Below are 26,826 nucleotides of genomic sequence, written 5' to 3' on the forward strand. Positions count from 1 at the left end.
ACTCAGAGGCATACTCTAGACCATGAAAATTGAGAACACAGAAGGAAAGCGAGTAGTATTGACATTTTAGTTGAATTCACGGGCTTGTTGGAAGTTTAATGAGATATAAAATTTCGGGCTAATAAAAATTGCCAAAAAGGAGGGTATAAAAATGAGAGTACTCGCTTCAGCTCCGGCCAAAATCATTCTCTTTGGGGAACACAGCGTTGTGTATGGAAAACCCGCAATAGCTGCCGCAATAGACTTAAGAACCTACGTGAAAGCAGAGTTTAACAAAAATGGAAGAATTAGAATAGAAGCAAAGGACATAAGAACTCCCGGTCTGACGGTTTCTTTTTCGGAAGACCAAATATATTTTGAAACCGATTATGGAAAGGCCGCTGAAGTTTTGAGCTATGTTAGGGAAGCAATAAACCTCGTCATGAAAGAAGCTGATAAGCAAAGGGGAGTAACGGTTTCAATTACTTCTCAAATTCCCGTAGGTGCAGGACTCGGAAGTTCAGCCGCTGTGGCTGTAGCAACGATAGGTGCTGTATCTAAGCTTTTTGGTTTAGAGCTTACGCCTGAAGAAGTGGCAAAGCTTGGGCATAAGGTGGAGCTCCTCGTCCAAGGTGCATCGAGCGGTATTGACCCAACCGTTTCGGCTATTGGTGGATTCCTCTACTACCAAAAGGGCTCTTTTGAGAGATTGCCCGTAATTGAATTACCAATAGTAGTCGGCTATACAGGCTCAAGCGGCTCCACGAAAGAGCTTGTTGCAAAAGTTAGGAAAAACTACGAGGAGATGCCCGAGATAATCGAACCAATACTCACTTCGATGGGCAAGCTCGTGGAAAAGGCCAGAGAGGTCATTCTTGCAGAATACGACAGGGAAATCAAGTTCAAACTCCTTGGGACGTTAATGAACATAAATCACGGTCTCCTCGACGCCCTTGGTGTCTCAACAAAAAGCCTAAGTGATTTGGTGTACGCTTCAAGGGAAGCCGGAGCTTTAGGAGCAAAGATAACTGGGGCTGGCGGTGGCGGCTGTATGTACGCTTTGGCTCCAAGAAAGCAAAGCGAAGTTGCAACAGCGATAAAGATTGCCGGAGGAATGCCAATGATAACAAAGATAAGCAGGGAAGGGCTCAGAATAGAGGAGGCTGAGAAATGATAATCATCAAACTCGGCGGAAGTGTGATAAGTGACAAAAATACGGCCTATTCGTTTAATCAAGAAGTTGTTGAGGCAATAGCTGAAGAAGTAGCACAGTTTTATCCAGAAGAAAGCTTTATCCTTGTTCACGGCGGCGGGAGCTTTGGACACCCGAATGCAAGGGAATACAAAATCCGAGAGGGGCTAGTTGGAGATGTAAAGCGCAAGAGAATAGGCTTTTCAAAGACCCATCAAGCAATGCTCAAGCTCAACGACCTGATAATAGAGGTTTTCCTTGAAAAAGGACTGCCAGCTTATTCTGTTTCCTCCTCATCGATATTCATGATAGAGAAAGGCGATATAGTTTATGGAGAGCTTGAGATTTTAAGAAAGCTCCTTGAAAAGGGCTTTATTCCCGTCCTCTTTGGAGACACGGCGATAGCTCTCGACAAGGGAATAGACATCCTCTCCGGAGACCAGATAGTTAGCTATCTGGCAAAGATGCTCAAGCCGAGCAAAGTGATCTTTTTGATGAACGTTGATGGAATCTACGACAAGAATCCGAAGGAAAAGGGAGCAAGGCTGATTAAAGAACTTGACACCGAGGAAATTAGACATTTACTGGAAAGTTCAGACTCAGCGGGAATTGACGTTACCGGAGGAATTGGAAACAAGCTCAGAAAAGCCCTTGAGATTGCCCACCATTCAGACGTTTACTTCATAAACGGAAAGGTTAAAGGGAACATTACAAGAGTCCTTCGGGGAGAAAATCCCGGGACTGCTATTAAGAGGTGGTAAATGTGGATAAAGAAGAGCTCACAATTATTAGGAAGTTTGAGCACATTGAGCACTGCCTAAAGAAGCAGGTTGAAGCCCATGTAAGCACCCAATTCGAGAACATACATTTTGTTCACAAATCCTTGCCGGAGATAGACAAGGATGAAATTGATTTAAGCGTGGAATTTCTTGGAAGAAAGTTTGACTACCCAATAATGATAGCTGGAATGACCGGAGGTACAAAAGGCTCACAGATCGCTGGGAAAATAAACAAAACCCTTGCTAAAGCTGCCCAAGAGCTTAACATCCCTATGGGGGTTGGAAGTCAGAGGGCCATGATTAGAAACCCAGAGACATGGGAGAGCTACTACGTTAGGGATGTTGCGCCCGATGTCTTTTTGGTCGGCAATCTCGGAGCTCCCCAGTTTGCCGAAACAATGCCCAACCGCTATGGTGTTGAGGAGGCGTTAAAAGCTGTTGAAACGATTCAAGCTGATGCCCTCGCCATTCACATGAACCCTCTCCAAGAGAGCGTCCAGCCTGAGGGAGATACACAATACCGGGGCGTTCTAAAAGCCTTGGCAGAACTCAAAAATGAGCTCCCATACCCAATAATAGCCAAGGAGACCGGGGCCGGAGTTTCGATGGAGGTTGCAATAAGGCTTGAGAGCATCGGCATAGATGCCATTGACGTTGGAGGTCTTGGAGGCACGAGCTGGAGTGGTGTTGAGTATTACAGAGCTAAGGATGAGAGAAGCAAAAACCTGGCTCTGAAGTTCTGGGACTGGGGAATTCCAACTGCTCTAAGCGTTGCTGAAGTTCGCTACGCCACAGGGCTCCCAATAATTGCCACAGGTGGGATAAGGGACGGCATAATGATTGCAAAGGCCTTAGCCCTTGGTGCAAACTTGGCAGGAGTTGCTTTACCTCTGCTGAAGCCGGCAGTTAAGGGCGATGTTGAGGGTGTGATTAAGATTCTTCAAAGGTACATAGATGAGCTGAGGAACGCGATGTTTCTCGTTGGGGCAAGGAACCTTGAAGAGCTTAGAAAAGTGCCCCTCGTTGTCACAGGATTTGCAAGGGAATGGCTTGAGCAGAGAATTGACCTAGCTGAGTTTCTCAGGGAAAGGCGAAGAAAAGCTTAGCTTTTTGCTTTCTGCTCTTTTATTACTCTAGCGTTTTGACTAATTGAAGTTCTTGAAAATGCACTTTGAAAGAAAGTGATAACCCACTAGCCTATACTCTATTAAAACTCGCAAAAGAAAACCATATAAGTCTCCAAGTCAAAAAGTATGTTCGGAATATTGATTGGAGAGATAGTAATGAAAAAAGCAATGGCACTTTTATGCGGACTAATTCTTATCACTGGTTTCGTTATCCATGAATACATAGACTATCAAAGAGAGAACCAACAAGCCGAGGCTTCCGAGCTACTACAGAACGTTAAAAGCATAGAAATTGTCCCCGATTATTATGGGTACTTCGACCGCATACCAGATGTCTATGTTGCAGGTGCATTGAATAGCACAGAAAAACTCGTAAAGGAGTCAAATGACGCTCTTCTAATACAAGACTTCGAAAACATCAAGAAAGAAATTACATCAGATTTCCACGCTCTTGTCATTGCCAGGAGGTTTAAGATATATGCAACCACCAAAATCGTAGAGAACAAACTCTTAAAGAACAGCTCCTCTGCTGAAGTTGTTGAAGCAGGACTCCGAAGAGAAATCGAAAGAACCAAAGAGGAGCTTGAAAGAGCAAAAATAAACTATAGAGGTTCGATATTTGCCGAATTAAACCTAATATACGCAGAACAAGCATTGAAGAATACAGAACATGTGCTGAGCTCTGATTTACCGGCATGGAGAAGGCTCTCACGAGCATACGGAAGCTTAGAATCAGCAAAACAGAGAATTGCTTATGCTGAGGTTTTCTGGGAAATTGCTGATAAAAAGGCATATGACCCCCAAGGTATTTACACCAAAATTCAAGCTCTCAAGAATAAGCCAGAGCTTAAGAACAACAGCAGCTCAATTATCTTAGATGCAATCGGTTTGCTAAACCTTGCGGAGAAAGCGTACAGCCTTGGATACTATGCCTTGGCTGAGGCAAATGTTAAGCTGGCAGAAGCATATCTTAAAGCATTCCACAAAACCTGTGATAAGATTGACGTCCTCCAAGAGCTGAAGGAAATATACAATTTGAAGATAGAGATGAAGAACTATCGCGGGAATATAACTGAAGAGCAAGCCTACGCTCTTTATATGGGAATTTACGGAAGAATGTATTCAGCAGATAAAATTTTGGGAATAACCCCCTTGGCCTCGGAAAACACTCTGTCCCCATACTGGGACTACAAAGTTGTTGAAACAGTATTTGAAGAGTTTTTCATGCAGTCTCTTGGTAGCCCTTGATACTTGTAGCTTTCTCTCCTTTATTTTATGAAAGCAGCTGAAGACGTTAATCCTTATTCTCTACAACCCCTCTATAATTTTTTCTGTTTTTGAATGCAAGGCGTTTAGATATAAGTGTTTTTAGCCGTGTTGCCGATTCCTAAGATTTCTAAGGCTTATCTACAGCGTATACCACCTAGTGCTTCCTCCATTCCTTGCCAAAGTGTGTTGGCAACCCAACGCTCTCGAAGAGTATCAACCTAAGAATGCACACCTTTTTAAACCCCACTCTCAATTATTACTTAGCTTGACCTTATGCTCATGAGAGCTTAGAGGTCAAACACGGGAGGAAAAGAAATGATAACTGTTTACACACTAGGCGGTTACGAGGAAGTAGGAAAGAACATGACTGCTATTGAATACCAAGGGGAAGTCGTGATTATTGATATGGGAATAAGGCTCGATAGGGTTCTCATCCATGAGGATGTTAATTTTCAGCAGATGAGTTCTAGAGATTTAAGAAAATTGGGTGCAATTCCCGATGATTCCTCGCTCAAAAACAAAAAGGTCGTTGCCATTGCTCTTTCTCATGGTCATCTCGACCACATAGGGGCAATAGCAAAGCTCGCCCCTCATTATCCAAACGTCCCAATTTATGGGACTCCATACACAATAAAACTTGCAAAAGGGGAAGTTAGGAGTGAGCAATACTTTGAGGTCACAAATCCGATGTATGAAACTCAGTATGGGGAGATTGTTCAGGTTAGTGAGAACTTAGCGATAGAGTTCGTGCAGATTACTCATTCAATCCCCCACTCCTCAATGGTTGTAATACATACTCCAGAGGGAGCTGTGGTTTATGCATGCGATTATAAGTTTGATAACCACAATCCCCTTGGAGAAAAGCCAGATTACAAGAGGCTCAAGGAAATAGGGCAAGAAGGGGTGAAAGTCCTTATACCGGAATCCACAAGGGTTGCTGAAGAAACAAAGACACCAAGTGAAGCCTCCGCAAAGCTGCTCTTAGAAGACTTTTTCTACTACGAGGGAATGGAGGAGAAGGGATTAATAGCCACTACATTTGCCTCCCACATTGCTCGTCTCCAAGAGCTGATAGAGATAGCAAACAACATGGGAAGACAGGCAGTTCTCGTGGGCAGATCGCTTGCAAAATACACCGGAATAGCAAAACAGCTGGGTCTAATAAAAATGAAAGGAGCAAAAGCAGTTAGAAGTCCAAATGCTGTCCAGAAAACGCTTAGAGAGGTCTCCCAAGCAAGAGAAAACTACCTGCTGATAGTAACGGGACACCAAGGTGAACCTGGAGCTGTGCTCACGAGAATGGCAAATGGAGAGCTTTACGACATTGGAAAAGATGATACTGTTGTGTTTTCAGCTGGGGTGATTCCAAATCCACTAAACATAGCCCAGCGCTATGCCCTTGAAACAAAGCTCAGAATGAGGAGTGTGAGGATGGTTAAGGATTTACATGTCTCAGGCCATGCAAGCAGGGAGGACCACAGATATTTAATTAAGCTTCTAAATCCGGAGAACATAGTTCCCGCTCATGGAGAATTTAGAATGCTCACCCACTATGCTGAGCTTGCTGAAGAGGAAGGCTATTTAATCGGAAAAGATGTTTTCGTATCAAGAAACGGTTACAAAGTTGATGTGAGGTGATAGCATGAAATTTGACCCACTGTTTAAAGCATTAAAAGAGAAAGCCAAAGTTGTCGATGAGGCTATTTTTGAGCTCATACCTGAAAAGGAGCCCAAAGTTATTTATGATGCAGCCAGACATTACCCCTTAGCTGGAGGAAAGAGGGTTAGGCCGTTCATAGTTTTAACCTCTACCGAGGCTGTTGGAGGAAATCCGGAGAAAGCCGTTTATGCAGCAGCAGCCGTAGAACTGCTCCACAACTACTCCCTAGTGCACGATGACATAATGGACATGGACGAGAAAAGAAGAGGCAGGCCGACGGTTCATAAGGTTTGGGGAATAAACATGGCAATTTTGGCTGGAGATCTGCTCTTCTCAAAGGTTTTTGAGGCTGTGGCAAAAATACCTGTCAAGGCTGAGAAAGTTGTAAGGGTTCTGGATGTTATCGCAAAGACTTCCAATGAGTTATGCGAAGGGCAGGCAATGGACTTGGAGTTTGAAAACAAAGGAACGGTTACCATAGAGGAATACATGAAAATGGTAAGTGGAAAAACCGGCGCGCTAATAGATGCTTCAGCTACAATAGGTGGGATCATAGGAACGGAAAACGAGGATTACATCCGAGCATTATCAAAATACGGAAGGAATATTGGCATAGCATTCCAAGTATGGGATGATGTTCTTGATTTGATAGCGGACGAAGAAAAGCTTGGGAAGCCTGTGGGAAGCGATATAAGAAAGGGCAAAAAAACGCTCATAGTTGCTCACTTCCTTGAAAACGCAGGCGAGGAAGATAAAGCAAAGTTCTTCAAGATATTTGGAAAATATGCAGGGGACGTAAAGGGAGAAGGAATCATAGAGGAGGACATTCAAGAAGATGTCAAAGAAGCCATTGAGCTACTCAGAAAATATGGAAGCATAGACTATGCCGCAAAAGTTGCAAGAGAGCTGGCAGATGAAGCAAAGGAAGCACTAAAAACACTCCCTGAGAGTGAGGCAAGAGGACAGCTCGAACTTTTGGCGGACTTTATAGTGGAGAGAGAGTACTGATCTTTGCATCTATATCTTTTTAATTTGAAAAGTAGTTGAGCGAAAAGTTTATATATGCAATCTTGGCTTCTTTCTTTCGGTGCCCCGGTGGCTCAGCCTGGTGGAGCGGCCGCTTGGTAAGCGGCAGGTCGCGGGTTCAAACCCCGCCCGGGGCTCCAATAAAAGACTCTTTTGAGAACCGTACCACAAATAGTTAAAACACCCAAACGATACTTTAGTTTGATATTCATGAGCACCAGAGAAAAAATTTTGGAGTATATCACAAAGAATCCCGGGATAACCTTTCGTAAATTAGCCCAAGAGCTCAACATGGGGATAGGAAACCTTCAATACCACCTACGGCATCTTGAAAAAGAGGGGAGGGTTACTTCAAAGAGGCTTGGAGGGAAAAAATATTTCTTCCCTGCGGGTTTTGAAGAAGAGTACAGGCGTCTTATGATAGCTATTTCAAATGAAAGCCAGAGAAAGATACTCCTTTTGCTTGCAGAAGGAGACAAAAACCAGGGCGAAATTGCAGAAAAGCTTAATTTAACCCCCTCTACTATAATTTATCACACAAAAGGGCTTGAGACTTTGGGGATTATTACAAGGGTAAAAGATGGAAAGAACACTGTTTATTCCCTTAACTGTGATGTTGATGTTCTACTTCGCATAATTAAGGAGTACAAACCAAAAATCTGGGATAAGCTGGCGGATAAATTGATTGATTTAACGTTAACGTTTAGGGGGGAGGAAAAGTGATTGACAGTCTGGGGTATCTCCTTGATGGATTTGTAATTATTCTAGGGGCGGTGCTGTCAGTAGCAGCATGGAAAGCATACAAAAAAAGCGGAATGAAAAGCATTTTGCTTCTTTTTTTGGCATTTCTAATGTTTGTTGCCAAGAAGGTCATTGAAAACTTTCATCTAATCAAAATCTCATTATCTTCAGAAATCCTCGATGTGATTTCAACTACATTTGAACTCTTGATATTGATATTGTTTTTTATAGCGCTGATAAGAAGGGATTGAAATGCCGTTTGCAATATATTTAATAAAGGTGAGACTTGGAAGAGAAAAGGAGATCAAAGAAACACTGCTAAACGAGATGAACTTTGATGAAGTTTATGTAGTTACAGGCTCGTTTGATATAATCGGGAAGGTTCATATACCCCTCACTAGAAGAGCATTAATCGGCCTAAAAGAAGAACTGGAAAAGCTAGAGGGCGTCATAGAGGTTAAATACCTCGAAGCCAGAGACTAGCGTACTATTAAGAGCGGGGGCTTCACATTACCAGCTACTTCTTCCAGCAAACTTCCTATTCTCGTTTTCCCGCTCTTTCCATATGCCCCCATTATTACAAGTGAATATTCACCACTGTTAGCTTCTTCAAGGATCTTATCTTTTGCAATTCCCTCGACGATTTTTATGGAGCAGTTTACTCCCTCCCCCCGGCAGAACTTTAGCATTTCGGCCATTACGTCTTGAATGTCTCTTTTCATATTGCTCCAGATTTCCTCTTCAAAACTGCGCACTTTTTCAAAGTCCCCTTGCCTTGCTCCCAAGTTGAATGCAAATGCCTTGGCTTCCCTTCTATCCAAAACTGAAAAGAGTACCACTTTTGCATTCTTCTTCTTGGCAACTGCAACTGCATGGAGTGCGGCTTTTTGACTCCACTTTGACCCGTCTATCAACACGAGTATCTTCATTTTTATCACCACACATATCTAGCCCACAAAATTCCAACACCCGCTCCTACCGTTAAGATCATTACAATGATGCCCATCTTAAGAAAGTCCATAAAGGTTATTTTTATACCTTCTCTCTCTGCTATTCCTATAACAACAACGTTTGCCGAAGCTCCAATGGCGGTTCCATTTCCACCTAAACATGCGCCCAGGCTTAAAGCCCACCAGAGAGGATAAGTATTGAGAGACATCCCCATTGCCTTTATTAAGGGTATCATCGTCGCTGTGAATGGGATGTTGTCTATAACCGCAGATGCCAGAGCTGAAAGCCATGCTATAACTAGAATTGCCTCTCCTTCCGAATGGATGTGAGAAGTTATCCACTGAGCCATCTGGCCTATGAACCCCGTCTCTACTAAACTCCCCACAATGAGGAACAACCCTCCAAAGAAGAATAAAGTTGCCCATTCGATTTTTTCCAAAATCCCTTCAGGATTTTCCCTGCTCCAGAAAAGAATCAAAGATGCTCCAAATAGTGCAACCACAGCTGGCTCTATTCTAAGCTTGTCGTGGACGAAAAAGAAGAGCACAACAACAACGATTGTTATGATGGACTTCCTAAAAAGAGCCAAGTCCCTAATTGCTGCTCTTTCATCCAAGTTGCCAAGTGTTCTTAAAATCCTCTCCTTTTTTTCTTTACTGACTTTAAGGACTTTCCGATAGGCGAGGTATACCACGAAAATCATGAGTATCAAATCAAGAAACGCTATCAGGCCCATGTTGAAGAGAAACTCGTTAAAGCTAAGCCCCGCAGCGGATCCTATCATTATGTTCGGGGGATCACCAATAAGGGTTGCCATTCCACCAATGTTAGAAGCGAAAATCTCGGAGAGAAGGAAGGGAAGGGGGTTAACTTCCATAAGTCTGGAAATGTAGATAAGCATCGGAGTGAGCAGGAGAACTGTGGTCACGTTATCAAGAAAAGCGCTTATAAGGGCCGTCACGACCGAAAAAAGAAGCAGAACTCTTATAGGTTCGCCTTTTGCAAATTTGGCAGTTTTTATTGCAATATATTCAAATAGACCACTCAGCCTTGTTGTATTCACAATTATCATCATTCCAGCAAGGAGAAGTATTGTATCAAGATCAAGATAGACGGGAACTTTTTCCCATGGGACTATGTTGGCGAGAAGCACTAAAGAACCTCCGGCCATTGCGGCAACAGTTCTGTGTATCCGCTCGCTTATTATGAGGGCATAAGTAAAGATGAACACTGCAAGAGCGAATACCTCCAATGGGGTCATTCGGACACCTCCTAATAGACTATTACCGGAATTTCCAAATGCTGAATTATCTTAAGAACCAAAGGGCTGAGAGGAGAGGTTTTTGTGATCTCGGCGCCGTAGTTTCTCGAAATTGCTAGCATGTCATAATTCCCAGCCATCCTTATTACATCATCGCTCTTGTTTCCAAAGAATATACGTCTTTGCACCCTCAGACCATAGCTCTCGAGCTTTTTCGCTACGTTGTTAAGCAATTCTTCCCCCATTATCTCCTCCCTTCGCCTGAATTCCTCACTTGCTTCCGGACTAAGTGTTTGACGCACAAGTTCAAATACTTGGGAATCCAGAATGTAAACAAGCAAAATCCTTGCGTCATAGGCACTTATTGTTTCATACAACTCTGTGGGAATGTTCTTAACATACCTGTCAAGTGGCATCAATATGGAGCGAATTTCAGGGATTTGTCTTTCCTCCTCAGTTAAAAGAAACTCCCTATAGTGCTTTATTATGTCCTCATATTTTTTTCCGGCTATATGCTTAAACTTTCGGCCAATGAAAGAGGAATACAGGCCCATATTGTCTCCCCTTAACCGTTTTGATGATAAGCTTAAAAAAACTTTGGTTTAGACTTCCAATTTTTGGAATCATGAACCACAAGAGATATTAAAGAGCACAGGGAACTAAACCATCGGAGGTGAGGATATGAAAAAAATGCTCTCAACGCTGGCGTTGATCCTTTTGCTCTTGCCCCTTGCGAATGCTCAATGTCCAGAGAAGGGAAACACCGTTGTCCTAAAAGCTCCAGCGGTATCGAGAACATCAAGCGGCGAACTAATAGGTGTAGCAACGGATTTTGTGATCACAGTTGCTCCAGGAAATGGGCACGTGTATGTGGAAACTTGGCCACTGGCAGAAGTGGATATGCAGGCATCGGCAAGATTAGCAGCTCAGGTAGCTGGGAAAGTTCTTGGCGTAGACATAAGCAAATACGATGTTTTTATTCAAGTAAAGTCCGATGCTCCAATTATTGGAGGTCCTTCCGCTGGGGGAACCATGACCGTCGGCATAATAGCCGCTTTAGAGGGATGGGAAATAAGAAAAGACGTAATGATGACGGGTATGATAAATCCCGATGGAAGCATCGGGCCAGTGGGGGGAATTTTGGAGAAAGCCTCAGCTGCTCATAGTGTCGGGGCAAAGCTCTTCTTAATTCCTGAAGGTCAGAGAATACAGATAGTCCAAAAGACGGAGCAAAAGCAAATAGGCCCAATAGTGCAAATAACAAGCAAGTCCGAGAAAGTTGACGTGGTTGAATACGCAAAAGAGAGATGGGGTCTTGAAGTTAAGGAGATTAGGGATATATATGAGGCCGTTTACTATTTCACGGGAAAGAAGATAGAGAAACCATCAGTACCGGCAGATTTGAAAGTTGACACCTCTTTCCTAAAGGACGATGCGCTAAAGGATTATGATGAGACCCTAGATTACTACAACCAGGTTGAGAATAAGCTCAAAAACAGCGATGTCAGTTATACAACATATTCCTATCTTAAAAATGCTCTAAATGAAGCCAAAGACAAGCTAGACGAAGCCAAAAAGAACTTAGATGAAGGCATGTATTACACAGCCCTAAGCCTTGACTTTCAGGCGAGGATCGCTATAAGACATGTGGACTGGTATTTAGATGTGAAAAACGAGGCCGATTTAGAGAATCTGCTGAAAAAGGTTGATGACGAAATAAAGGACACCGAGAACTATGTCTCAAATCTTACGATAAAAGGAATAACGATGCTCCAAGCAGTTGCTGCGAGTGAAGAGAGAGTTGAACAGGCAAAGTCCCTTTTGAAAGATGCTTGGTCATCCTATTACGCTGGAAATTACTGGGATGCAATAAGTAATGCTGCCTTCGCATACGAGAGAATACAAACAGCGAGATTCTGGGCATCTTTAGGAGAAAGATATGCAAAAGGAGAGATAATTGAGAGAGATAACCTAAAAGACACCGCAAGGGAATACCTAGATAATTCGAGGCTCATAATAACATACATAACCTCAATGTTTGGGGAGGCAAACCTTCAGGATCTCGTGAACTTGATGAACGAAGGGGAGGAATACTACCAGGACGGCAAATATTCGGCGGCTATTTTTTCGGCAATGGAAGCTAGGATAAGAGCTGAGATAATCTTAGATACCCTGGGAATTGACAATGAGACTGTGCTTATGGACAAGCTTCAGAGAATGAAGGAAGACGCCAAAGTCGCTATTGCAATAGCTCAAAAAGAAGGTATCTACCCCCTCCTAAGTTTGGCTTACTATGAATTTGCCCAAAGTTATGAAAAGCAGGGCGGTTTAGAAAACATTCAGACTGCAATGGTGTTCTACCAGTATGTAAAAGAAACCTCGACGGTATTCTTAAGCACAACGACTCCACCAAAGATAACAGAAGAGCCTCTCATCCCCCTCACTACGCCGCTTACAAACCAAACGGTACCTCAAAACACCACCTCTCCAGTTCAACAGGAAACTAATGGATATCCAATACCCTTAATAGCCGGCACCCTTGTAATTGGCCTCCTTCTAGGCTTTATAGCTGGAAGAAAGACTTAAGCCTTTCTCTTTTTTCCTACGAAACTCTAAAATATTACAAAAACTTATTAACATTCATGAACTATCGAAAGATTTCAATCTTCATTGTGGTTCTTGTAGTGGTGTCGTCAGTTGTCTTATTCCTAAAACCTTATTTTCCTAGAGGAGGGGAACTCATGTACTCTGGAGAGAAAATTCTTCTACCAGAACCAAGATTGGAAGGAGAAATGAGTGTAGAAGAGGCTATTGCGAAGAGAAAAAGCATCAGAACATATAAAAATCAGCCCCTCACTATAAAGGAACTCGCTCAACTATTATGGGCGTGTCAAGGAATAACCCACGACAACAAGCGGGTAGCTCCAAGTGCTGGAGCAACCTATCCATTTGAGATTTTTGTTGTGGTTGGAAATGTGGAGGGTTTGAAGCCGGGGATATATCACTACGACCCCTTTGAACATAGTTTAACAATGATCAAAGAGGGAGACTTTAGGAAGGAGCTTCAAAAAGCGGCATTGAACCAAAATTGGGTAGGAAAAGCCGCTGTTGATATTGTGCTGGTTGCCTTTTACGAAAGGACAACCAAATACTACGGAGAAAGGGGAATTAGATACGTCCACATGGAGGCAGGGCATATAGGACAGAATATATATCTCCAGGCTACGGCTTTGAATTTGGGAACAGTAGCTGTTGGAGCATTTTATGATGAAGAAGTGGCAAAAATCATTGGAACGAATGGAGCTCCACTCTATATCTTCCCCGTGGGGAGGATTTAGCATGGTAACTTTAGACCATTACACCCTCGGATACGTAACCTTTGGACTTATGACGCTTTCAATGCTCAGCGGTGCTTTCATATTTCTCTCCAAAAAGAGGCAGTTATGGATAAAGATACATGTACTGATAAGCATACTCGCTTACCTCTTTATGGTCTGGACAATATGGGTGGTCAGGTGAACTACCCCCTTTCGGAAGGGCTCCTCCTGCCCAAAAAAGATAAACTTATTAATCTCTCATCCCCACATTTTATGGTGATAAAAATGTTTGTTGGACACTACAAAGACGTAGAAGAAAAAGAAGTTACAATGGAAGGAGTTGAGAACACAACAATAAGATGGCTCATCTCCCCGAAGGTAGGAGCCAAAAACTTTGCAATGAGATATTTTGTTATTAGAAAAGGCGGAAAAATACCAATCCACCAACACGATTGGGAGCATGAGATATTCATCATAAAGGGAGAGGGATACATAACAAACGGAAGGAAAACAGTGAAAGTCATGCCAGGCAGCTTTCTCTACATCCCTCCAAATGAGCCACATGGATATGAAAACCCAGATTCAGAAACCCTTGAGTTCTTATGCCTAATTCCAGTAAAGGAAGGCGCTATACCGCCGGAAGAAATGGGCGAGTGATTTTCATTTTAATGTCAACTTTTTTTAATTTCCTATTCAACATTGATATGAAGATAGCACCAAATCCGAAAATTTTTTAAATCCATTCAAACATAGCTCGAGCGGGCTTTAATGGCAAACGGAATTAAAGTTGGAATAGAGGAAAAAGTTGAATCAAAGAGGGCTGTTCTTTTAGGATTCCAGCACGTCCTTGCAATGTTTGGAGCAACGGTTACAGTGCCTCTTGTCGTGGGAACGGCAATTGGACTTGAGCAGAGAGAGATAGCACTATTAATTCAAGTGGTTCTTCTGGCAATGGGAATAGCGACTCTCCTTCAAACCACGATAGGATCTAGGTACCCAATAGTTCAGGGTTCCAGCTTTGCATTCATTCCGGGCCTCATTAGTATAGGAAAGAGCTTGGGGTTAGCAGCAGTGGAAGGAGCCTTGATAGTGGGAGGTCTAATCGAAGCCGCAATAGGCGCATTTGGAGTTGTTGGAAAAGTTAAAAGACTCTTCTCCCCGGTAGTTACGGGGGTTACAATAATGCTTATAGGCTTCTCTCTGGCGCATGTTGCGGTAAAGTACACCTTCAACTTCTTTGCCGATCCAAGCGGTGCAACAATACCAAAGGCTTTCTTCATTGCACTTGTGACCTTCTCAACAACTGTCTACGTTGCACTCAAGGGGAAAGGCTCTTTGAGGGCAATGCCCGTAATAGTGGGTGCAACAGTTGGGTATCTCATCAGCATTCCACTCGGAATGGCAGACACCAGTTTGGTCAAGGAATTACCATTATTCAACCTCCCAAAACCTCTACCATGGGGCACTCCGGTCTTTGAAGCCTCTGCTATAATAACCTTGCTGTTCGCATTTATTGTAAGCATAATAGAGAGCGTTGGAGATTACCATGCAATTTCTGCAATAGCTGAAGCTCCAATAACAAACAGGAACATCAACCGGGGAATCATGAGCGAAGGGCTTGCATGTTCAATTGCCGGATTTCTAGGAGCCTGCGGTACAACAAGCTATTCCGAGAACATAGGATTAGTGGCCTTAACAAAGGTTGCGAGCAGGCAAGCGGTGCAGATGGGAGGAGTTATATTAATAGTCCTGGCGATGATTCCAAAGTTTTCCGGTATTTTGGCTTCCCTTCCTCAGCCGGTACTTGGGGGGCTTACGATAGCCCTCTATGGCATGATAAGTGTTACAGGGCTTAGATTAATAAAGGAAAAAGTAGAGCTAAACGACAGAAATATGCTTATAATTGCAAGTGCTCTGATTGTGGGGCTCGGAGCTCCCCAATTGCCTCCGGAATTCATTGAACACTTTCCAAAAATTGTGGGGAGCATTTTGGAATCAGGAATGGCCGTTGGGGCGTTAACGGCCATTTTGCTTGATCAATTGTTGAGGTGATAAAGATGATAGAGGACAAAAGATGGAAGGGTGTTTACTCCTTTGATGACTCTCCCTACTTAATGGAAATTTTAACAGAGCTCAGAGATAAGGAAACGGACTCCATAGCCTTTAGAAAAGGGCTTGTGAAACTCGGGAGATTCATGGGCTATGAAATAATCAAAACAATGGAAACAGAGAAAGTGAAGGTCGAGACACCCCTAGAGGAAACTGAAGGGATAATAGTTAAGGACAGAAGAAACGTGGTTATAGTAACTGTCCTTAGAGCAGCAGTGCCCCTAATGGAAGGGCTCGTGAAGGTGTTTGAGCATGCTAGAATTGGAATAGTCTCTGCGTCAAGAGGAAAACCTCCAAAATTTGAAATAGAGATGAACTACGTCAAAATCCCCCAGATAACACCGGAAGATACGGTAATCATAGCCGATCCCATGATAGCCACTGGATCAACTTTGGTGAGAGTTATCGAAGAGGTCAAAAAGTATGGCACTCCAAAGAGACTGATCGTGCTGGGCGTTCTCGCAGCTCCAGAAGGAATTAGTAGAATAAAGGAAAGATTCCCAGATGTTGAGATATTCGTAACAAAAATAGACAGGGAGCTCAACGACAAGGGATATATACTCCCAGGCCTTGGAGACGCCGGCGACAGGGCATTTGGAGCACCAATAAAGCTTTCGAATTTGCCCCAGGTGCACCCAATAGAGTAGCGAAAATTTAAATATTCCCCTTCTAATATTTTTTGATTGAAATGGTAGACGTAGATGAGATAGACAAAAAAATTCTGGTGGAGCTTAGAAAGAACGGCAGGATTACCTTTACAGAGCTTAGCAAGAAGCTCGGGCTATCTGTGGCAAGTATAAAGAATAGAGTGGATAAACTCGAGCGTCTTGGGGCGATAAAAGGTTATTCTGCTCTTGTGGAGCCCGCTTTTCTTGACGAATACCTACAGACTTTAATAGAACTTGAGCTTTTAGCTGACGATCCCCAAGCTGAGAGAGCTCTCCAAGAGATAGGAAAGCTCGAAAACGTCTTGGGCATTTATAGAAAGACCGGTGAATTTCAGATAATGATAAGAGCTAACTTCAGGAACATGGACGAATTGAAAAGCTTTTTAAGATTCCTTTCTCAAAGATACCTGCGTAAAAACCTCAGGCGATGGAGGGTCGCCATAATCCTCGATGTTATAAAAGACAACGGCGTCCAGATTTCCAAAGGCTCACAAAGGAGATGATAAAGATGCTCTTTGTTATCAGAAAGGGAAGGAAAGATAATGAGCTTGAGGCATTCTACATTGAAAATGAACCCGAAAAGCTTTCTCAGATCCAAAATTTAAAAGCTGAGAGAATTTTCAGGCTGATAATGAGAGATAAAAGACTTTTCAAGGTCTTGGAAGGAAGCAAATACCAAAATCCAAAAGAGATTGAAAAGATGCTTAAAACTGCGAGAATTGTTTTAACTTCTGACGCAGAGGAATGGAAGGAGTATTTTAAAATCAGGCTTCAAAACAAGAAAGTAGAGAAAGCAGGGCTTTGCAGACTCTGTTTGTTAAATGGAAAAATAACTGTGCTAACCGAAGGAAACAGAATAAGATACCACCACGAATTTATCTGCGAGAGTTGTGCAGAGGAAGAGCTGAAGAATGAGCTCCGCTACAGGTTTAGAAGTCTTGGGATGTTTGATCAAGCAAAGAAACTCCTCGAACGGTTTAGAGATTTGGACAAAGTAATGGCTATTTTTGATCCCCGTTTTGACCCAACAAAGAACCCAGACGTTACGAAGTGGGACGAACTTGAGCCAAAACACATTAAAGGTGAAGAGCTGTCCATAGACGAGATAAACATTCCCGAGGAATTTAAGAGAGTTTTAAAAGAAGAAGGCGTTTCAAAGCTCCTTCCAGTCCAAAGTTTGGCCATAAAAAACGGTCTTCTTGAGGGAGAAAATTTACTGGTGGTTTCTGCAACAGCGAGTGGAAAGACTTTAATTGGCGAGCTTGCAGGTGTCCCGAAAGCCATTGAGGGCAAGAAATTTTTGTTCCTTGTCCCCCTTGTTGCCTTGGCAAACCAAAAGTACGAGGACTTTAAAAGAAGGTATTCAAAACTCGGGCTTAAAGTGGCCATAAGAGTAGGAATGAGCCGCATAAAGACCAAAGATGAACTTGTCGTAGTAGATACCGGAATCGATGCAGATATAATCGTCGGAACTTATGAAGGCATTGACTATCTCCTTAGGGCAGGAAGAAAAATAGGAGACGTTGGAACCATAGTTGTAGATGAAATACACATGCTTGACGACGAAGAGAGGGGAGCCAGGCTCGATGGTCTTATTGCACGGCTCAGAAAGCTATATCCAAACGCACAGTTCATAGGGCTCAGCGCAACAATTGGCAACCCCCAGGAACTTGCAAAGGAGCTTGGATTAAAGCTCGTCCTTTATGATGAGAGGCCTGTGGCTTTAGAGAGACATGTGATAATTGCGAGAAATGAAAGCGAGAAGTGGCGCTATGTGGCTCAGCTGTGCAAGGCCGAAACAATGAGAAAATCCCCGCAAGGGTTTAAAGGCCAGAGTATAGTGTTCACGTTCTCAAGAAAGAGGTGTCACGAGCTTGCGGCGTTTTTAACGAGTAAAGGCCTGAAGGCAAAGCCGTATCACAGCGGTCTGCCCTACCACCAAAGAAAGCTCACTGAGATGGAGTTTCAAGCCCAAATGCTCGATGTGGTAGTAACTACAGCAGCCCTAGGAGCTGGAGTAGATTTTCCGGCATCTCAAGTAATATTCGAAAGCCTTGCAATGGGCAACAAATGGCTTAGCGTTAGGGAGTTCCACCAGATGCTGGGGAGAGCGGGAAGGCCTCTATACCATGAGAAGGGCAAAGTCTATCTCATAGTCGAGCCCGGAAGGAAATATTCTGCACAAATGGAGGGCACTGAAGACGAAATAGCGTTTAAGCTACTCACAGCACCAATAGAGCCCGTTTGCGTAGAGTGGAGCGATGAAATGGAGCAAGACCAGGTTTTAGCCCACTCATGTATTTTTTCATATTTGGATGATGTAGAGGAGGTTCAAAACAAATGTTTGGGTGCAAATCAAAGCGCAGAAAAAGTTCTTGAAAAGCTCGAAGAGTTTGAATTTGTGAAATTAAGAGGCAAGCTTGTAAACGTTACACCCTATGGAAGAGCCGTTAGTATGAGCTTTTTACTGCCAAAAGAAGCTCAGTTTATAAGGAAAAACCTCTTCAAGAAGCATCCAAGGGAAATTGCGATTAAGCTGCAGCCATTTGAGAACGTTTATCTTTCCGGAGTTGTCCAGAGAGAGCTTGAAAAGGCCGTTAGGGGAAGGCTGAGCAGCAACATCTTTTCCCCAAGCTTTGCTTCGATTTTAGAGGAGCTTGAAAAAGTTCTGCCAGAGGTTAGCCCAAACGTACAGGATAAGCTGTTTTTAATTTACCAGGACTTCTTCATGTGTGAGGAAGAGGAGTGCACCGAATACGCCATGGAGAGGGTTTCATTGCTTATAATCGAGCTCAGAAGGCAGGGGAAACATCCGACTCAAATAGCGGAGTACTTCAGAAGACAGTATTCCCTTGTGGTCTACCCGGGAGACGTCTTTACATGGCTTGACGGCATAATAAGGAAGCTCGAAGCTATTGAGAGAATCGCAAAGGTGTTTAGGGCAAAGAAAGCGGAATTCGAGGCAAGAACTTTGAGAAGAGAGCTAGAAGAGGGAAGAAAGTTAAGAAGGGATTAAAGAATCCACTACTCGACTATTATCTCTATTCCTTCAATATTATATTTTTTGTTCTCGTTTACTATCCATTCATTTGGATCGAGGATTATTTTCAGGGGCTTATCTTTTAGTTCAAAGATTACCTTTGCTTTCTCTTTAATCCAAACTTTCTTAACGAGTTTTTCTTTTGATGTTATTACCTCAATTTCGAGGGGCATTGTGAAGTTGTTTTTGTCAACAATTTCAAAAGTTAGGAAGTATTTATCATCCCTCTGAGTTACACTTAAGTTTCTTACTTCATAATCAGGCACTTTTGGGGTGTAAAACCATTCCTTGAAGAACCAGTCTAAGTCCGATGTAAGCAGTTCTGTCAGGGATTTTCGGGTTGTTGTAGATGATTATCCTTGGATGGTCTTGGTCCCTTTTTGCTGGGGTCTTGAGGACTATCCTCTTGAATAAATCTACTGTTGCAAGCGGACCCATTCCACCCAAAATTCCTATAACCTTCTCCATAACTGCTCACCTTACGTACTTGATCTTACCCTCTTTAAGCTCAACGTAACGTGCCATTACAAAAAGCAGGTCGCTCAGGCGATTGAGATATTTTAGAGCATCTTCGGCAATGCCGTATTCCAGAACCACCTTAGAAACCTTTCTTTCTGCCCTTCTTGTCACTGCTCGGCATACGTCAAACTTTGCACTCGCCAGTGTCGAGCCTGGGATAACAAAGCCCTCAAGCTTAATGTCCTCTTCAAACTTTTTGATAAGCTCCTCCAAGTGGGATATCTCCTTTTCTCCAACCTTTTTGTATTCCCCTTTACTCGCAATTTCAGCCATAATGGAATAAAGCTCAACCTGGATTTTTTCCAGAATTTCCCTAAGTTCCCCATCAACGTAATGCTTCGCTTCGCCTAAGAATGAACCCAGTTCATCTATCGCGCCGTTTGCTTCGATTATTGGAGAAAATTTTGCTATTCTCTCTCCAGTGAATATTCCCGTTGTTCCTTTGTCTCCAGTTTTAGTTGTTATTGGCATAATACCACCCGGGTAAATTATGCCAGTTTTGATTTAAGCATTGCTACGCTACTACTTGGACGTCATGGTATTGTGGTGAGCATGAAAGAAAAGTTAATAACATTGAAACTCGTCTTTTATTAAGGTGATCCCATGAATAAGAAAGCACTTCTCCTGATAGCTATTTTGTTTTTGAGCATGCTTCCAGCAACAGCTGCCGGCTCTGTTCCCTACCTCTCTATACACGATATCCAGTATACTACAGACCCAAGTGGAGACTCCCCGTATAAAGGAAAAACTGTGATTACGAGAGGAGTTGTTACAGCCGTTTATGGAACTAAGGGTTTCTTCATACAGGATGGCACTGGTCCTTGGAGTGGCGTCTACGTGTATCTTGCCGATTATTCAATGCCCGCTAACTTAACTATCGGAAGCTACGTCGAAGTTAAGGGTTATGTGAAGGAATTCTATGGACTCACCGAACTCTCCGTAGATAAGGACTATGGCAATTATGTGAGTGTAATTGGGACAGCCCCACTTCCCGATCCCGTGACTCTCCCAACAGGCAATGTCTCCCAAGAGCAATGGGAAGGTGTTCTGGTTAAGGTGGAAAACATAATAGTGACCGATGAGAACTTGGGTTATGGTGAGTGGGAAGTAGATGATGGCAGTGGCCCCTTGAGGGTGGATGATCTCATTTACAGATACTACCCTTCTAGAGGACAGAAGCTAGAATATGTCGTCGGAGTGGTTTACTATTCCTTTGGCAATTTTAAGCTTGAACCTAGAAGTGCGGATGATATAAAGGAGTACATTCCCTCAGTGAGAATAACAAGCCTCACAGTGCCAGATGTGGCCTATAGAGGCACTCCAGTCTCAATTGAAATGTACATCAAAAACGAAGGAGTCTTTGCCGAAAATATAACGGTGCTCCTTTCGATAGAGGATGTAGTTGTTCTAAACAAAACGTTGGAAATCAAAGCGGGAGAAGCTAAGACAGTTCAATACCAATGGACGCCACAAGCTCTTGGAAGCTATGAGATTAAGGCAGAAATTCTGGGCTATGACACAAAATATTCGGTAGTAGATGTGGTTGAGCATCCGAGAATAGTAACCAACTACCTCTTAAAGTTCTATGATTTTAGGTACACATGGGACTTAAAGCCAGCCTTTGAGAAACAATATAACCAATATTCAAGCATCCTTTCAGAATTACAAGGATATGGAGTTGGTTTTGGATCAATTGAGGACAAAATAATGGAGATAAATGAGAATGTTAAGCTAATTGAAGAGTACTATTCGAAGTATCTTGAACTAAAGCCGAGGTATTTAACTCAGTATCCAGTAGTACCTCTGAGATATCTCAGGAGGGCATATTTCCTTACAAGAGAAACTGAAGAAAAGATAAAGGAGATACTGCCTGTATTAAATGCTACATTGCAAGAGGTGAGAGAGTTAATTGCTCAACAGGCAAACCAAACTACCACACTAGGAAATCAAACAGTTCCGGGCCCAAGTAATACCACCCAGCCATCAAACCAAACCATGAATCAGACCCAAATAGAGGTTAAAGTAGTTAGAGTGCTTGTTGATGCAAGTCATGAGCAATATTACAATGACAAGAGACTCACGGGGTTGATAAACAGGATAAAAGAAGAGCTTGGATGGTTAGTAGATGTAAACTATCAAAAACCACTGACAAGTGAAATACTGTCCAAGTACGACATATTAATCATGACAAACCCAGAGGCAGATATAACCGAAGAAGAAGCGCAAACGATCAAAAACTGGGTCAGAGAAGGAGGAGGATTGCTTATAACAGGTGACTGGTATAGATACGTCTACTACAAGAGTCTCAACAGGGTCACAGAGGAATTTGGGATTAAATTCAATAATGACGAACTCATGGATGAAGAACGCAATACTGGAAGGCCGTATTATCCAGTAGTTGGTGAATTCAACTTTGGACATCCAGTCACAAAGTTCCTTAACGAAACTTCGCAGCTCTACTACAACGGAGACACTCTAGATGTGAGCCGGAATGCAGTATGGGTTATTAGGGGCTACTCAAGTGCTTACGCCGTTGATAACAGTGGAAAGGTAGTAAAAGAGAAAGGCTCAAAACCAATAGTGGCAGCAGCCGTTGAAGTGGGTAGTGGAAGGATAGTAGCTTACGGATCCAGCAGAGCTTTAAGTGACGAGTATTACGGAAGATACATAACTACCAACTGGCCTTTCATTAAAGGAGTTCTTCTGTGGCTGGCTGGAGAAATTTGATTTCTTTTCCTCCTTTTTATGCATTTCTGTTAGTTCCAATTGTTTTCGCTTCAACCTAGGGTGAGGTACATGTTTTTGTTTTTGAGCAGTTGAAGGGATTTTGATTTATCCTCATGTAGTCAACTTTTTGACTGTTTCCTCTGCAATCCTCCGGCTCTCCGGGTTGAGTTTTAAGTATTCCTTTTCGTCTCCAGTTTCTATTACGTAAACTGCCACTTCAAATGGCTCTAATATCTGTCTTAATTCCTCAACGGACTTCTTCAAGGATCAAGCTCCTTCTTAGCCTTCTCCCCAGGGGTTCCACATTCCAACGATCCGGGGATTATTAGGAAGGACAAACTGCAAGTGTGGGCTTTAAAGAAGCGTCCAACTCGTTTCGGCAGACAGACCAAAAGATCTAGTCATGCTTCCTGTCAGCAATCGAGAACAAAAAGCCCACTCCAAGGAAGAACAAGGCCGCAGCAACTAACCCACGCATTATGCCGACCAAGTCAAAGAGGTGCCCCAGGAGGGTGTTTAGGACGCCGTTGGTCACCGCCGCGATAAGTGAGTAGAGAGACCCAAGCGTTGCCCTCTTTTCATCGGGAACGGTGGCCTGAAACCTCCCCTGCCACTCCTTGAATGCTTGGGCAAAGGTGAAAGTGCCCAGAGTCAGCGCAACAAAACCGAACCACTCGTTAAGCCCCGCAAGGAGAAGAACGAAGGAGAGTATTATCCAGGCATAGCGGTAAAGAACTTCCCTGTACCTTCCAGCATCGAAGAACCACGAGGCGCTGTTGATGGCCGTGTGGAGTGCGGAAATTGCGGAGACCGCCATAACTGACGCAAGGAAACCGTAGAAGTAGAGCTGCATAAAGGCTGTGAATGCCGTAACAGGAAGGCCGATAACATTGGCGTACAGTAGAAGCCGCATGACCTCGGGAGATTTTCTTATGAATTTCAGGCTTTCCCAGAGGTGGAGGCCATAGGAAAGCCCGCTCTTTGCCGTATCCCCTGGGATCGTGGCGAGGACGAGGAATGACGCCACGATGAAGGGCACCGTCAGGAGTATCGTCGCCCGCATGCCGAGGAAGCCAGCGAGGAATCCACCTGCAATCGTCCCGGCGAATCCGCCCAGCATCTCGAAAGACCTGAGCCGGCCATAGACCTTTGGATATTCACCCGCTCTGCCGCTCCTGCTGAGAAGCTCGTAAACCCAGCCTGTCTCCGCTCCGGTCAGGAACGCGAGTGAAAGAGCGCCAAAGAGCGTTGCGAGGAGAACCTCTGGAAAGGAATGCGCGAGGTACAGGACAAGCACGTTAGGTATTGTGAGTGCCTTCGAAATAAGGACGCTTGCCTTCTTTGAGACCTTGTCGGCAACGACTCCCGTAGGGACTTCAAGCAGGGCAACGAGGATAAGAGACAGACCTATTAACAGCCCGATCTGGGCCTTAGAAAGGCCGAGGCTCTGGAGGTAAATCTGGTAGAACCCGGAATAAAACGCTATGTGGAGAAGACTCGAAATGTAGAAGCGGTTAACGTAGTCCATGGTTCCGTCCCTAGATTTCATAATTTACAGTTTGTTATGGGCCTTATATGTTTTTTTGCCTCTAGGAGTGTATGGTCCGTTAATCTCACATGAGAACCGTTTAGATGCATATCTTAACGAAAAGACTTTTATACTTCCGGGCGCACTATTTTATGCAGTAAACCGAGGTGATGTGCATGCATGAGCTTGTTGAATTTGCCGTTGAAAAAGCCCAAGAACTGGGTGCTAGTTATGCAGAGGCAAGGTTCGAGGAAAAGAACGGGACTGAAATAGTTATGAAAAACGGCAATCCAGAGGGGCTTGGAATAATAGCCGATAGGGGCATTGGTGTTAGAGTTCTTGTAAACGGTGGGATGGGCTTTGCCTCAACGAATGTTCTGACAAAGGAAAGCATAAGCGAAGCCGTTAAAAAAGCCGTAAAGCTTGCAAAAGCGGCTGCAAAGTTGAGAAAAAAGCCGGTACAGTTCAGTGAGGAGGATTTCCACCAAGTTTTCTACGAGGTAAAAATGAAAAAAGACTTTAGGGATATCAGTGCTGAAGAAAAAATGGAATATCTTAAGCTCATTGAGGAGACGGTTAAAGATAGCGGAGTTAACACTCCAATGCGCTTCTTAAGGTACGGCGACTTTATGTGGCACAAAATCTTCATGAACAACGAGGGAGCACTTGTCGAGAGCCTTATTCCAAGGGTTTCTGTAACATACAACCTCGTCGTTTTTGAAGAAGGCCAGATGGAGCAGGCTCCCTTCGTCCAGAGGGCATTTTCTGGTGGGCTTGAGCTCATCGAGAAAGACAAGCCATGGGAGTGGGCTCTTAAGGATGTCAAAGCCCTCCAGAGGCTCATAAAGGAGGGACAAAAGCCGCCAGAAGGAAAGGTTGACGTTGTCATAAGCCCCGAAGTAGCTGGAATAGCCGTTCATGAGAGCGTTGGGCATCCATACGAGCTCGATAGAATAATGGGAAGAGAGGCGGCTCAAGCCGGAGAGAGCTTCGTCAAACCAGACATGCTCGGCGAGAGAATTGGAAGCGAAGTCGTTACAGTTATAGAAGACCCAACAATTCCGAACAGCTGGGGCTTCTACCTCTACGATGATGAAGGCGTTAAGGCAAGGCCGAGATACCTCATCAGAGAAGGGATAATAAACGAGTTCCTCATGAACAGAGAGTATGCCGCTTATCTTGGGATGAAATCAAACGCAGCAGCTCGTGCCTTAAACTACAACCGCGAGCCAATAGTTAGAATGGCAAACACCTACTTAGCTCCGGGAGATTATTCCTTCGAAGAACTCATTGAAGACGTTAAGCTGGGTGTTTACATGGTGAGCTTTAACGAGTGGAACATTGATGACAGAAGATTCCAACAGAGGTACATAGGAAGAGAGGCATACCTCATTGAGAACGGTGAGATAAAGCACCCCGTGAGAAGACCAATTCTTGAGATAACCACCAAAGGTCTCTGGAGCAGTGTCGATGCCGTAGGAAAGGAAGTGGAATTCTACCCAGGCACATGTGGAAAGGGCGAACCTGGACAGGGAGTCCCGGTTTGGATGGGAGGAGCACATGCAAGGCTTAGGGATGTCGTCTTGAGGAGGTGAGAAAAATGTTCGACGTTAATGAATTCATCCTTAAAAAGGCAAAGGAACTCGGATTTGGCGATGTTGTGGTTTTGGCACACGAACAAAACAGAAGGCAGGTGAGATTTGCCAACAACGAGATAACGATTGCAAAGAACTGGCACGAACAGAAAGTTGATATCTTTGTTGAATACCAAAAAAGGCTCGGCACTACTACGCTTACCTCTCTTGACAAAGATACCATTGAGAATGCCCTCAAAGCACTGCTGAAGAGCGTTAAAAACTTGGCTCCCAAGGAAGACTACTACGGAATAGCTGAAGGGCCTTTTGAATACAAGGATATCCCCGAAACCTTCGACAAAGCCATAGTTGAGCTCGATGAGCCGAATGAATACGTTGAAAGAGCAATAAACGCTGCACTTGAGGAAGGCGCAAAAAGAACTGCCGGTGTGCTTTACACAGACCACAACAAACTCTACCTAACTACAAGCAACGGCGTTGAGGCTTTTGACGAAGGCACCGGAATAGAGATAAGCATAAGGGCATTTATAGGCGATGAAGAGAGCGGGCACGGGACAAACTCTGTGAGAATTCTAAAGAAGTTTGACCCAGAAAGTGCAGGAAGGAAAGCTGGAGAAATTGCAAAGATGGCCGTCAATCCGGTTCAAGGTGAAGCGGGAACCTTTGACGTTATTTTTGATCCCCTAGCATTTGCAAACCTTCTCGGCTACATGAGCTTTATGGCCTCCGCCTTTTCCGTTGAAGCGGGTTTCAGCTTCTTGGTGGGCAAGCTGGGGCAGAAAGTTGCAAATGAGAACGTGACAATTAAAGACATCGGAAACATGCCAAACGCCTACGGCACGAGAAAATTCGACGATGAGGGCGTTCCAACAAAAGAGACGACAATAATTGAGAATGGAGAGCTTAAAACTTACCTCCTCAACACGAGCTTTGCAAAGAAATACAAGACCGAGACCACTGCAAACGCTGGTTTGCTAACGCCCAGAGCATGGAACGTCTTCCTTGAGCCAGGCGATTACTCAAAAGAGGAGCTCTTCAGTGAAGTTAAGCGCGGCATTTACATTACTAACGTGTGGTACACAAGGTTCCAGAGCTACGTTACTGGAGACTTCTCAACAATACCAAGAGATGGGGCATTCCTAATTGAGAACGGTGAAATCGTCAAGCCCATAAGGAACATAAGAGTGAGCGACAACTTCCAGCACATACTCGAGAACATTGTGGCATTAGGAAGAGAGCTCCACCACATCCACTGGTGGGAAGTCTCTACACCTGTGTTTACGCCATATGTCCTCGTGAAAGACGTGGGAATAACAAAGGCCACTAAGTGACTTCTCT

The 26,826-nt window shown here is 43.8% G+C and carries 27 protein-coding genes, 1 tRNA gene and 1 pseudogene; 21 read left to right on the top strand and 8 right to left on the bottom strand.

From position 1 onward, the window contains the following. Positions 1-151 precede the first annotated feature (151 nt). The 10 genes from NF865_RS08445 (at position 152) to NF865_RS08490 (ending at position 8,256) form a co-directional block, all read left to right on the top strand. The gene (locus NF865_RS08445; protein WP_253304295.1) at positions 152-1,153 is read left to right on the top strand and encodes a mevalonate kinase; all 1,002 of its coding nucleotides are present in this window, start codon (positions 152-154) and stop codon (positions 1,151-1,153) included. Further along, on the top strand, positions 1,150-1,932 hold the full coding sequence (locus NF865_RS08450; RefSeq protein ID WP_253304296.1) for an isopentenyl phosphate kinase: 783 nt from the start codon (positions 1,150-1,152) through the stop codon (positions 1,930-1,932). The genes NF865_RS08445 and NF865_RS08450 overlap by 4 nt, the downstream gene beginning before the upstream one ends. Continuing rightward, positions 1,926-3,056, top strand: coding sequence for a type 2 isopentenyl-diphosphate Delta-isomerase (fni, locus tag NF865_RS08455; protein ID WP_253304297.1), 1,131 nt, complete (start codon positions 1,926-1,928; stop codon positions 3,054-3,056). The genes NF865_RS08450 and fni overlap by 7 nt, the downstream gene beginning before the upstream one ends. Positions 3,057-3,203: 147 nt before the next feature. Beyond that, entirely contained in the window at positions 3,204-4,325 is a 1,122-nt protein-coding gene (locus tag NF865_RS08460; RefSeq protein WP_253304298.1) for a hypothetical protein, read from the top strand. A gap of 336 nt (positions 4,326-4,661) precedes the next feature. After that, positions 4,662-5,984, top strand: coding sequence for an RNase J family beta-CASP ribonuclease (locus tag NF865_RS08465; protein WP_253304299.1), 1,323 nt, complete (start codon positions 4,662-4,664; stop codon positions 5,982-5,984). A 4-nt stretch (positions 5,985-5,988) separates the two neighbouring features. Beyond that, positions 5,989-7,014, top strand: a complete 1,026-nt coding sequence (locus NF865_RS08470) for a polyprenyl synthetase family protein (protein WP_253304300.1) — start codon at positions 5,989-5,991, stop codon at positions 7,012-7,014. Between the two features lie 81 nt (positions 7,015-7,095). Further along, positions 7,096-7,172 (top strand) — tRNA-Thr (locus NF865_RS08475). A 70-nt stretch (positions 7,173-7,242) separates the two neighbouring features. Beyond that, positions 7,243-7,755, top strand: a complete 513-nt coding sequence (locus NF865_RS08480; protein WP_253304301.1) for a winged helix-turn-helix transcriptional regulator — start codon at positions 7,243-7,245, stop codon at positions 7,753-7,755. Continuing rightward, the gene (locus NF865_RS08485; protein ID WP_253304302.1) at positions 7,752-8,024 is read left to right on the top strand and encodes a hypothetical protein; all 273 of its coding nucleotides are present in this window, start codon (positions 7,752-7,754) and stop codon (positions 8,022-8,024) included. The genes NF865_RS08480 and NF865_RS08485 overlap by 4 nt, the downstream gene beginning before the upstream one ends. A 1-nt stretch (position 8,025) precedes the next feature. Next, on the top strand, positions 8,026-8,256 hold the full coding sequence (locus NF865_RS08490; protein WP_253304303.1) for a hypothetical protein: 231 nt from the start codon (positions 8,026-8,028) through the stop codon (positions 8,254-8,256). On the opposite strand, the gene NF865_RS08495 is transcribed toward NF865_RS08490, so the two are convergent. The 3 genes from NF865_RS08495 to NF865_RS08505 are packed head-to-tail and all read right to left on the bottom strand — an operon-like array spanning position 8,253 to position 10,539. Continuing rightward, positions 8,253-8,702, bottom strand: coding sequence for a universal stress protein (locus NF865_RS08495; RefSeq protein WP_253304304.1), 450 nt, complete (start codon positions 8,700-8,702; stop codon positions 8,253-8,255). The two genes, NF865_RS08490 and NF865_RS08495, sit on opposite strands and share 4 nt — an antisense overlap. Positions 8,703-8,707: 5 nt before the next feature. After that, on the bottom strand, positions 8,708-9,985 hold the full coding sequence (locus tag NF865_RS08500) for an ArsB/NhaD family transporter (protein WP_253304305.1): 1,278 nt from the start codon (positions 9,983-9,985) through the stop codon (positions 8,708-8,710). An 11-nt stretch (positions 9,986-9,996) separates the two neighbouring features. Then, on the bottom strand, positions 9,997-10,539 hold the full coding sequence (locus NF865_RS08505) for a universal stress protein (protein ID WP_253304306.1): 543 nt from the start codon (positions 10,537-10,539) through the stop codon (positions 9,997-9,999). A gap of 127 nt (positions 10,540-10,666) precedes the next feature. Between NF865_RS08505 and NF865_RS08510 the strand changes: the two genes are divergently transcribed. From NF865_RS08510 to NF865_RS08545, 8 genes are all read left to right on the top strand, one after another. Next, positions 10,667-12,571: a S16 family serine protease gene (locus tag NF865_RS08510; protein ID WP_253304307.1), complete on the top strand. Its 1,905-nt coding sequence runs from the start codon at positions 10,667-10,669 to the stop codon at positions 12,569-12,571. A 56-nt stretch (positions 12,572-12,627) separates the two neighbouring features. Beyond that, positions 12,628-13,323, top strand: a complete 696-nt coding sequence (locus NF865_RS08515; RefSeq protein WP_253304308.1) for a SagB/ThcOx family dehydrogenase — start codon at positions 12,628-12,630, stop codon at positions 13,321-13,323. A gap of 1 nt (position 13,324) precedes the next feature. After that, positions 13,325-13,504: a hypothetical protein gene (locus NF865_RS08520; protein WP_253304309.1), complete on the top strand. Its 180-nt coding sequence runs from the start codon at positions 13,325-13,327 to the stop codon at positions 13,502-13,504. Positions 13,505-13,587: 83 nt separating this feature from the next. Then, the gene (locus tag NF865_RS08525; protein ID WP_253305637.1) at positions 13,588-13,959 is read left to right on the top strand and encodes a cupin domain-containing protein; all 372 of its coding nucleotides are present in this window, start codon (positions 13,588-13,590) and stop codon (positions 13,957-13,959) included. A gap of 111 nt (positions 13,960-14,070) precedes the next feature. Next, positions 14,071-15,354 (top strand): uracil-xanthine permease family protein, encoded by a 1,284-nt coding sequence (locus NF865_RS08530; protein WP_253304310.1) that lies wholly within the window; start codon positions 14,071-14,073, stop codon positions 15,352-15,354. A 5-nt stretch (positions 15,355-15,359) separates the two neighbouring features. After that, complete coding sequence (upp, locus tag NF865_RS08535; protein ID WP_253304311.1) at positions 15,360-16,058, top strand: uracil phosphoribosyltransferase; 699 nt, start codon at positions 15,360-15,362, stop codon at positions 16,056-16,058. A 41-nt stretch (positions 16,059-16,099) separates the two neighbouring features. Beyond that, the gene (locus tag NF865_RS08540) at positions 16,100-16,582 is read left to right on the top strand and encodes an Lrp/AsnC family transcriptional regulator (protein ID WP_253305638.1); all 483 of its coding nucleotides are present in this window, start codon (positions 16,100-16,102) and stop codon (positions 16,580-16,582) included. A gap of 5 nt (positions 16,583-16,587) precedes the next feature. Then, positions 16,588-19,095 carry a DEAD/DEAH box helicase gene (locus NF865_RS08545; RefSeq protein ID WP_253304312.1) on the top strand — a complete coding sequence of 836 codons (2,508 nt, stop codon included), beginning with the start codon at positions 16,588-16,590 and terminating at the stop codon, positions 19,093-19,095. Between the two features lie 8 nt (positions 19,096-19,103). Here the strand turns inward: NF865_RS08545 and NF865_RS08550 are convergent, their stop codons facing one another. From NF865_RS08550 to NF865_RS08560, 3 genes and pseudogenes are all read right to left on the bottom strand, one after another. Next, positions 19,104-19,385 (bottom strand): hypothetical protein, encoded by a 282-nt coding sequence (locus tag NF865_RS08550; RefSeq protein ID WP_253304313.1) that lies wholly within the window; start codon positions 19,383-19,385, stop codon positions 19,104-19,106. A 43-nt stretch (positions 19,386-19,428) separates the two neighbouring features. Continuing rightward, positions 19,429-19,587: pseudogene (locus tag NF865_RS08555) on the bottom strand (aspartate/glutamate racemase family protein); the annotation flags it as partial. A 6-nt stretch (positions 19,588-19,593) separates the two neighbouring features. Then, positions 19,594-20,109 (bottom strand): cob(I)yrinic acid a,c-diamide adenosyltransferase, encoded by a 516-nt coding sequence (locus NF865_RS08560; protein ID WP_253304314.1) that lies wholly within the window; start codon positions 20,107-20,109, stop codon positions 19,594-19,596. Positions 20,110-20,241: 132 nt separating this feature from the next. On the opposite strand from NF865_RS08560, the gene NF865_RS08565 reads away from it, so the two are divergent. Next, positions 20,242-22,365 (top strand): DUF4350 domain-containing protein, encoded by a 2,124-nt coding sequence (locus NF865_RS08565; RefSeq protein ID WP_253304315.1) that lies wholly within the window; start codon positions 20,242-20,244, stop codon positions 22,363-22,365. A 111-nt stretch (positions 22,366-22,476) separates the two neighbouring features. Here the strand turns inward: NF865_RS08565 and NF865_RS08570 are convergent, their stop codons facing one another. Beyond that, positions 22,477-22,629, bottom strand: a complete 153-nt coding sequence (locus NF865_RS08570; protein ID WP_253304316.1) for a hypothetical protein — start codon at positions 22,627-22,629, stop codon at positions 22,477-22,479. A 133-nt stretch (positions 22,630-22,762) separates the two neighbouring features. Further along, a complete protein-coding gene (locus NF865_RS08575; protein ID WP_253304317.1) occupies positions 22,763-23,914 on the bottom strand; it encodes an MFS transporter in 1,152 nt (383 codons plus the stop codon). 155 nt (positions 23,915-24,069) lie between these two features. Here NF865_RS08575 and NF865_RS08580 point away from each other — a divergent pair, with 155 nt between their 5' ends. Continuing rightward, positions 24,070-25,488: a TldD/PmbA family protein gene (locus tag NF865_RS08580; RefSeq protein ID WP_253304318.1), complete on the top strand. Its 1,419-nt coding sequence runs from the start codon at positions 24,070-24,072 to the stop codon at positions 25,486-25,488. A gap of 5 nt (positions 25,489-25,493) precedes the next feature. Continuing rightward, positions 25,494-26,819, top strand: coding sequence for a TldD/PmbA family protein (locus NF865_RS08585; protein WP_253304319.1), 1,326 nt, complete (start codon positions 25,494-25,496; stop codon positions 26,817-26,819). Positions 26,820-26,826 lie beyond the last annotated feature (7 nt).

The organism is Thermococcus aggregans (assembly GCF_024022995.1).
Lineage (GTDB): Archaea > Methanobacteriota_B > Thermococci > Thermococcales > Thermococcaceae > Thermococcus_A > Thermococcus_A aggregans.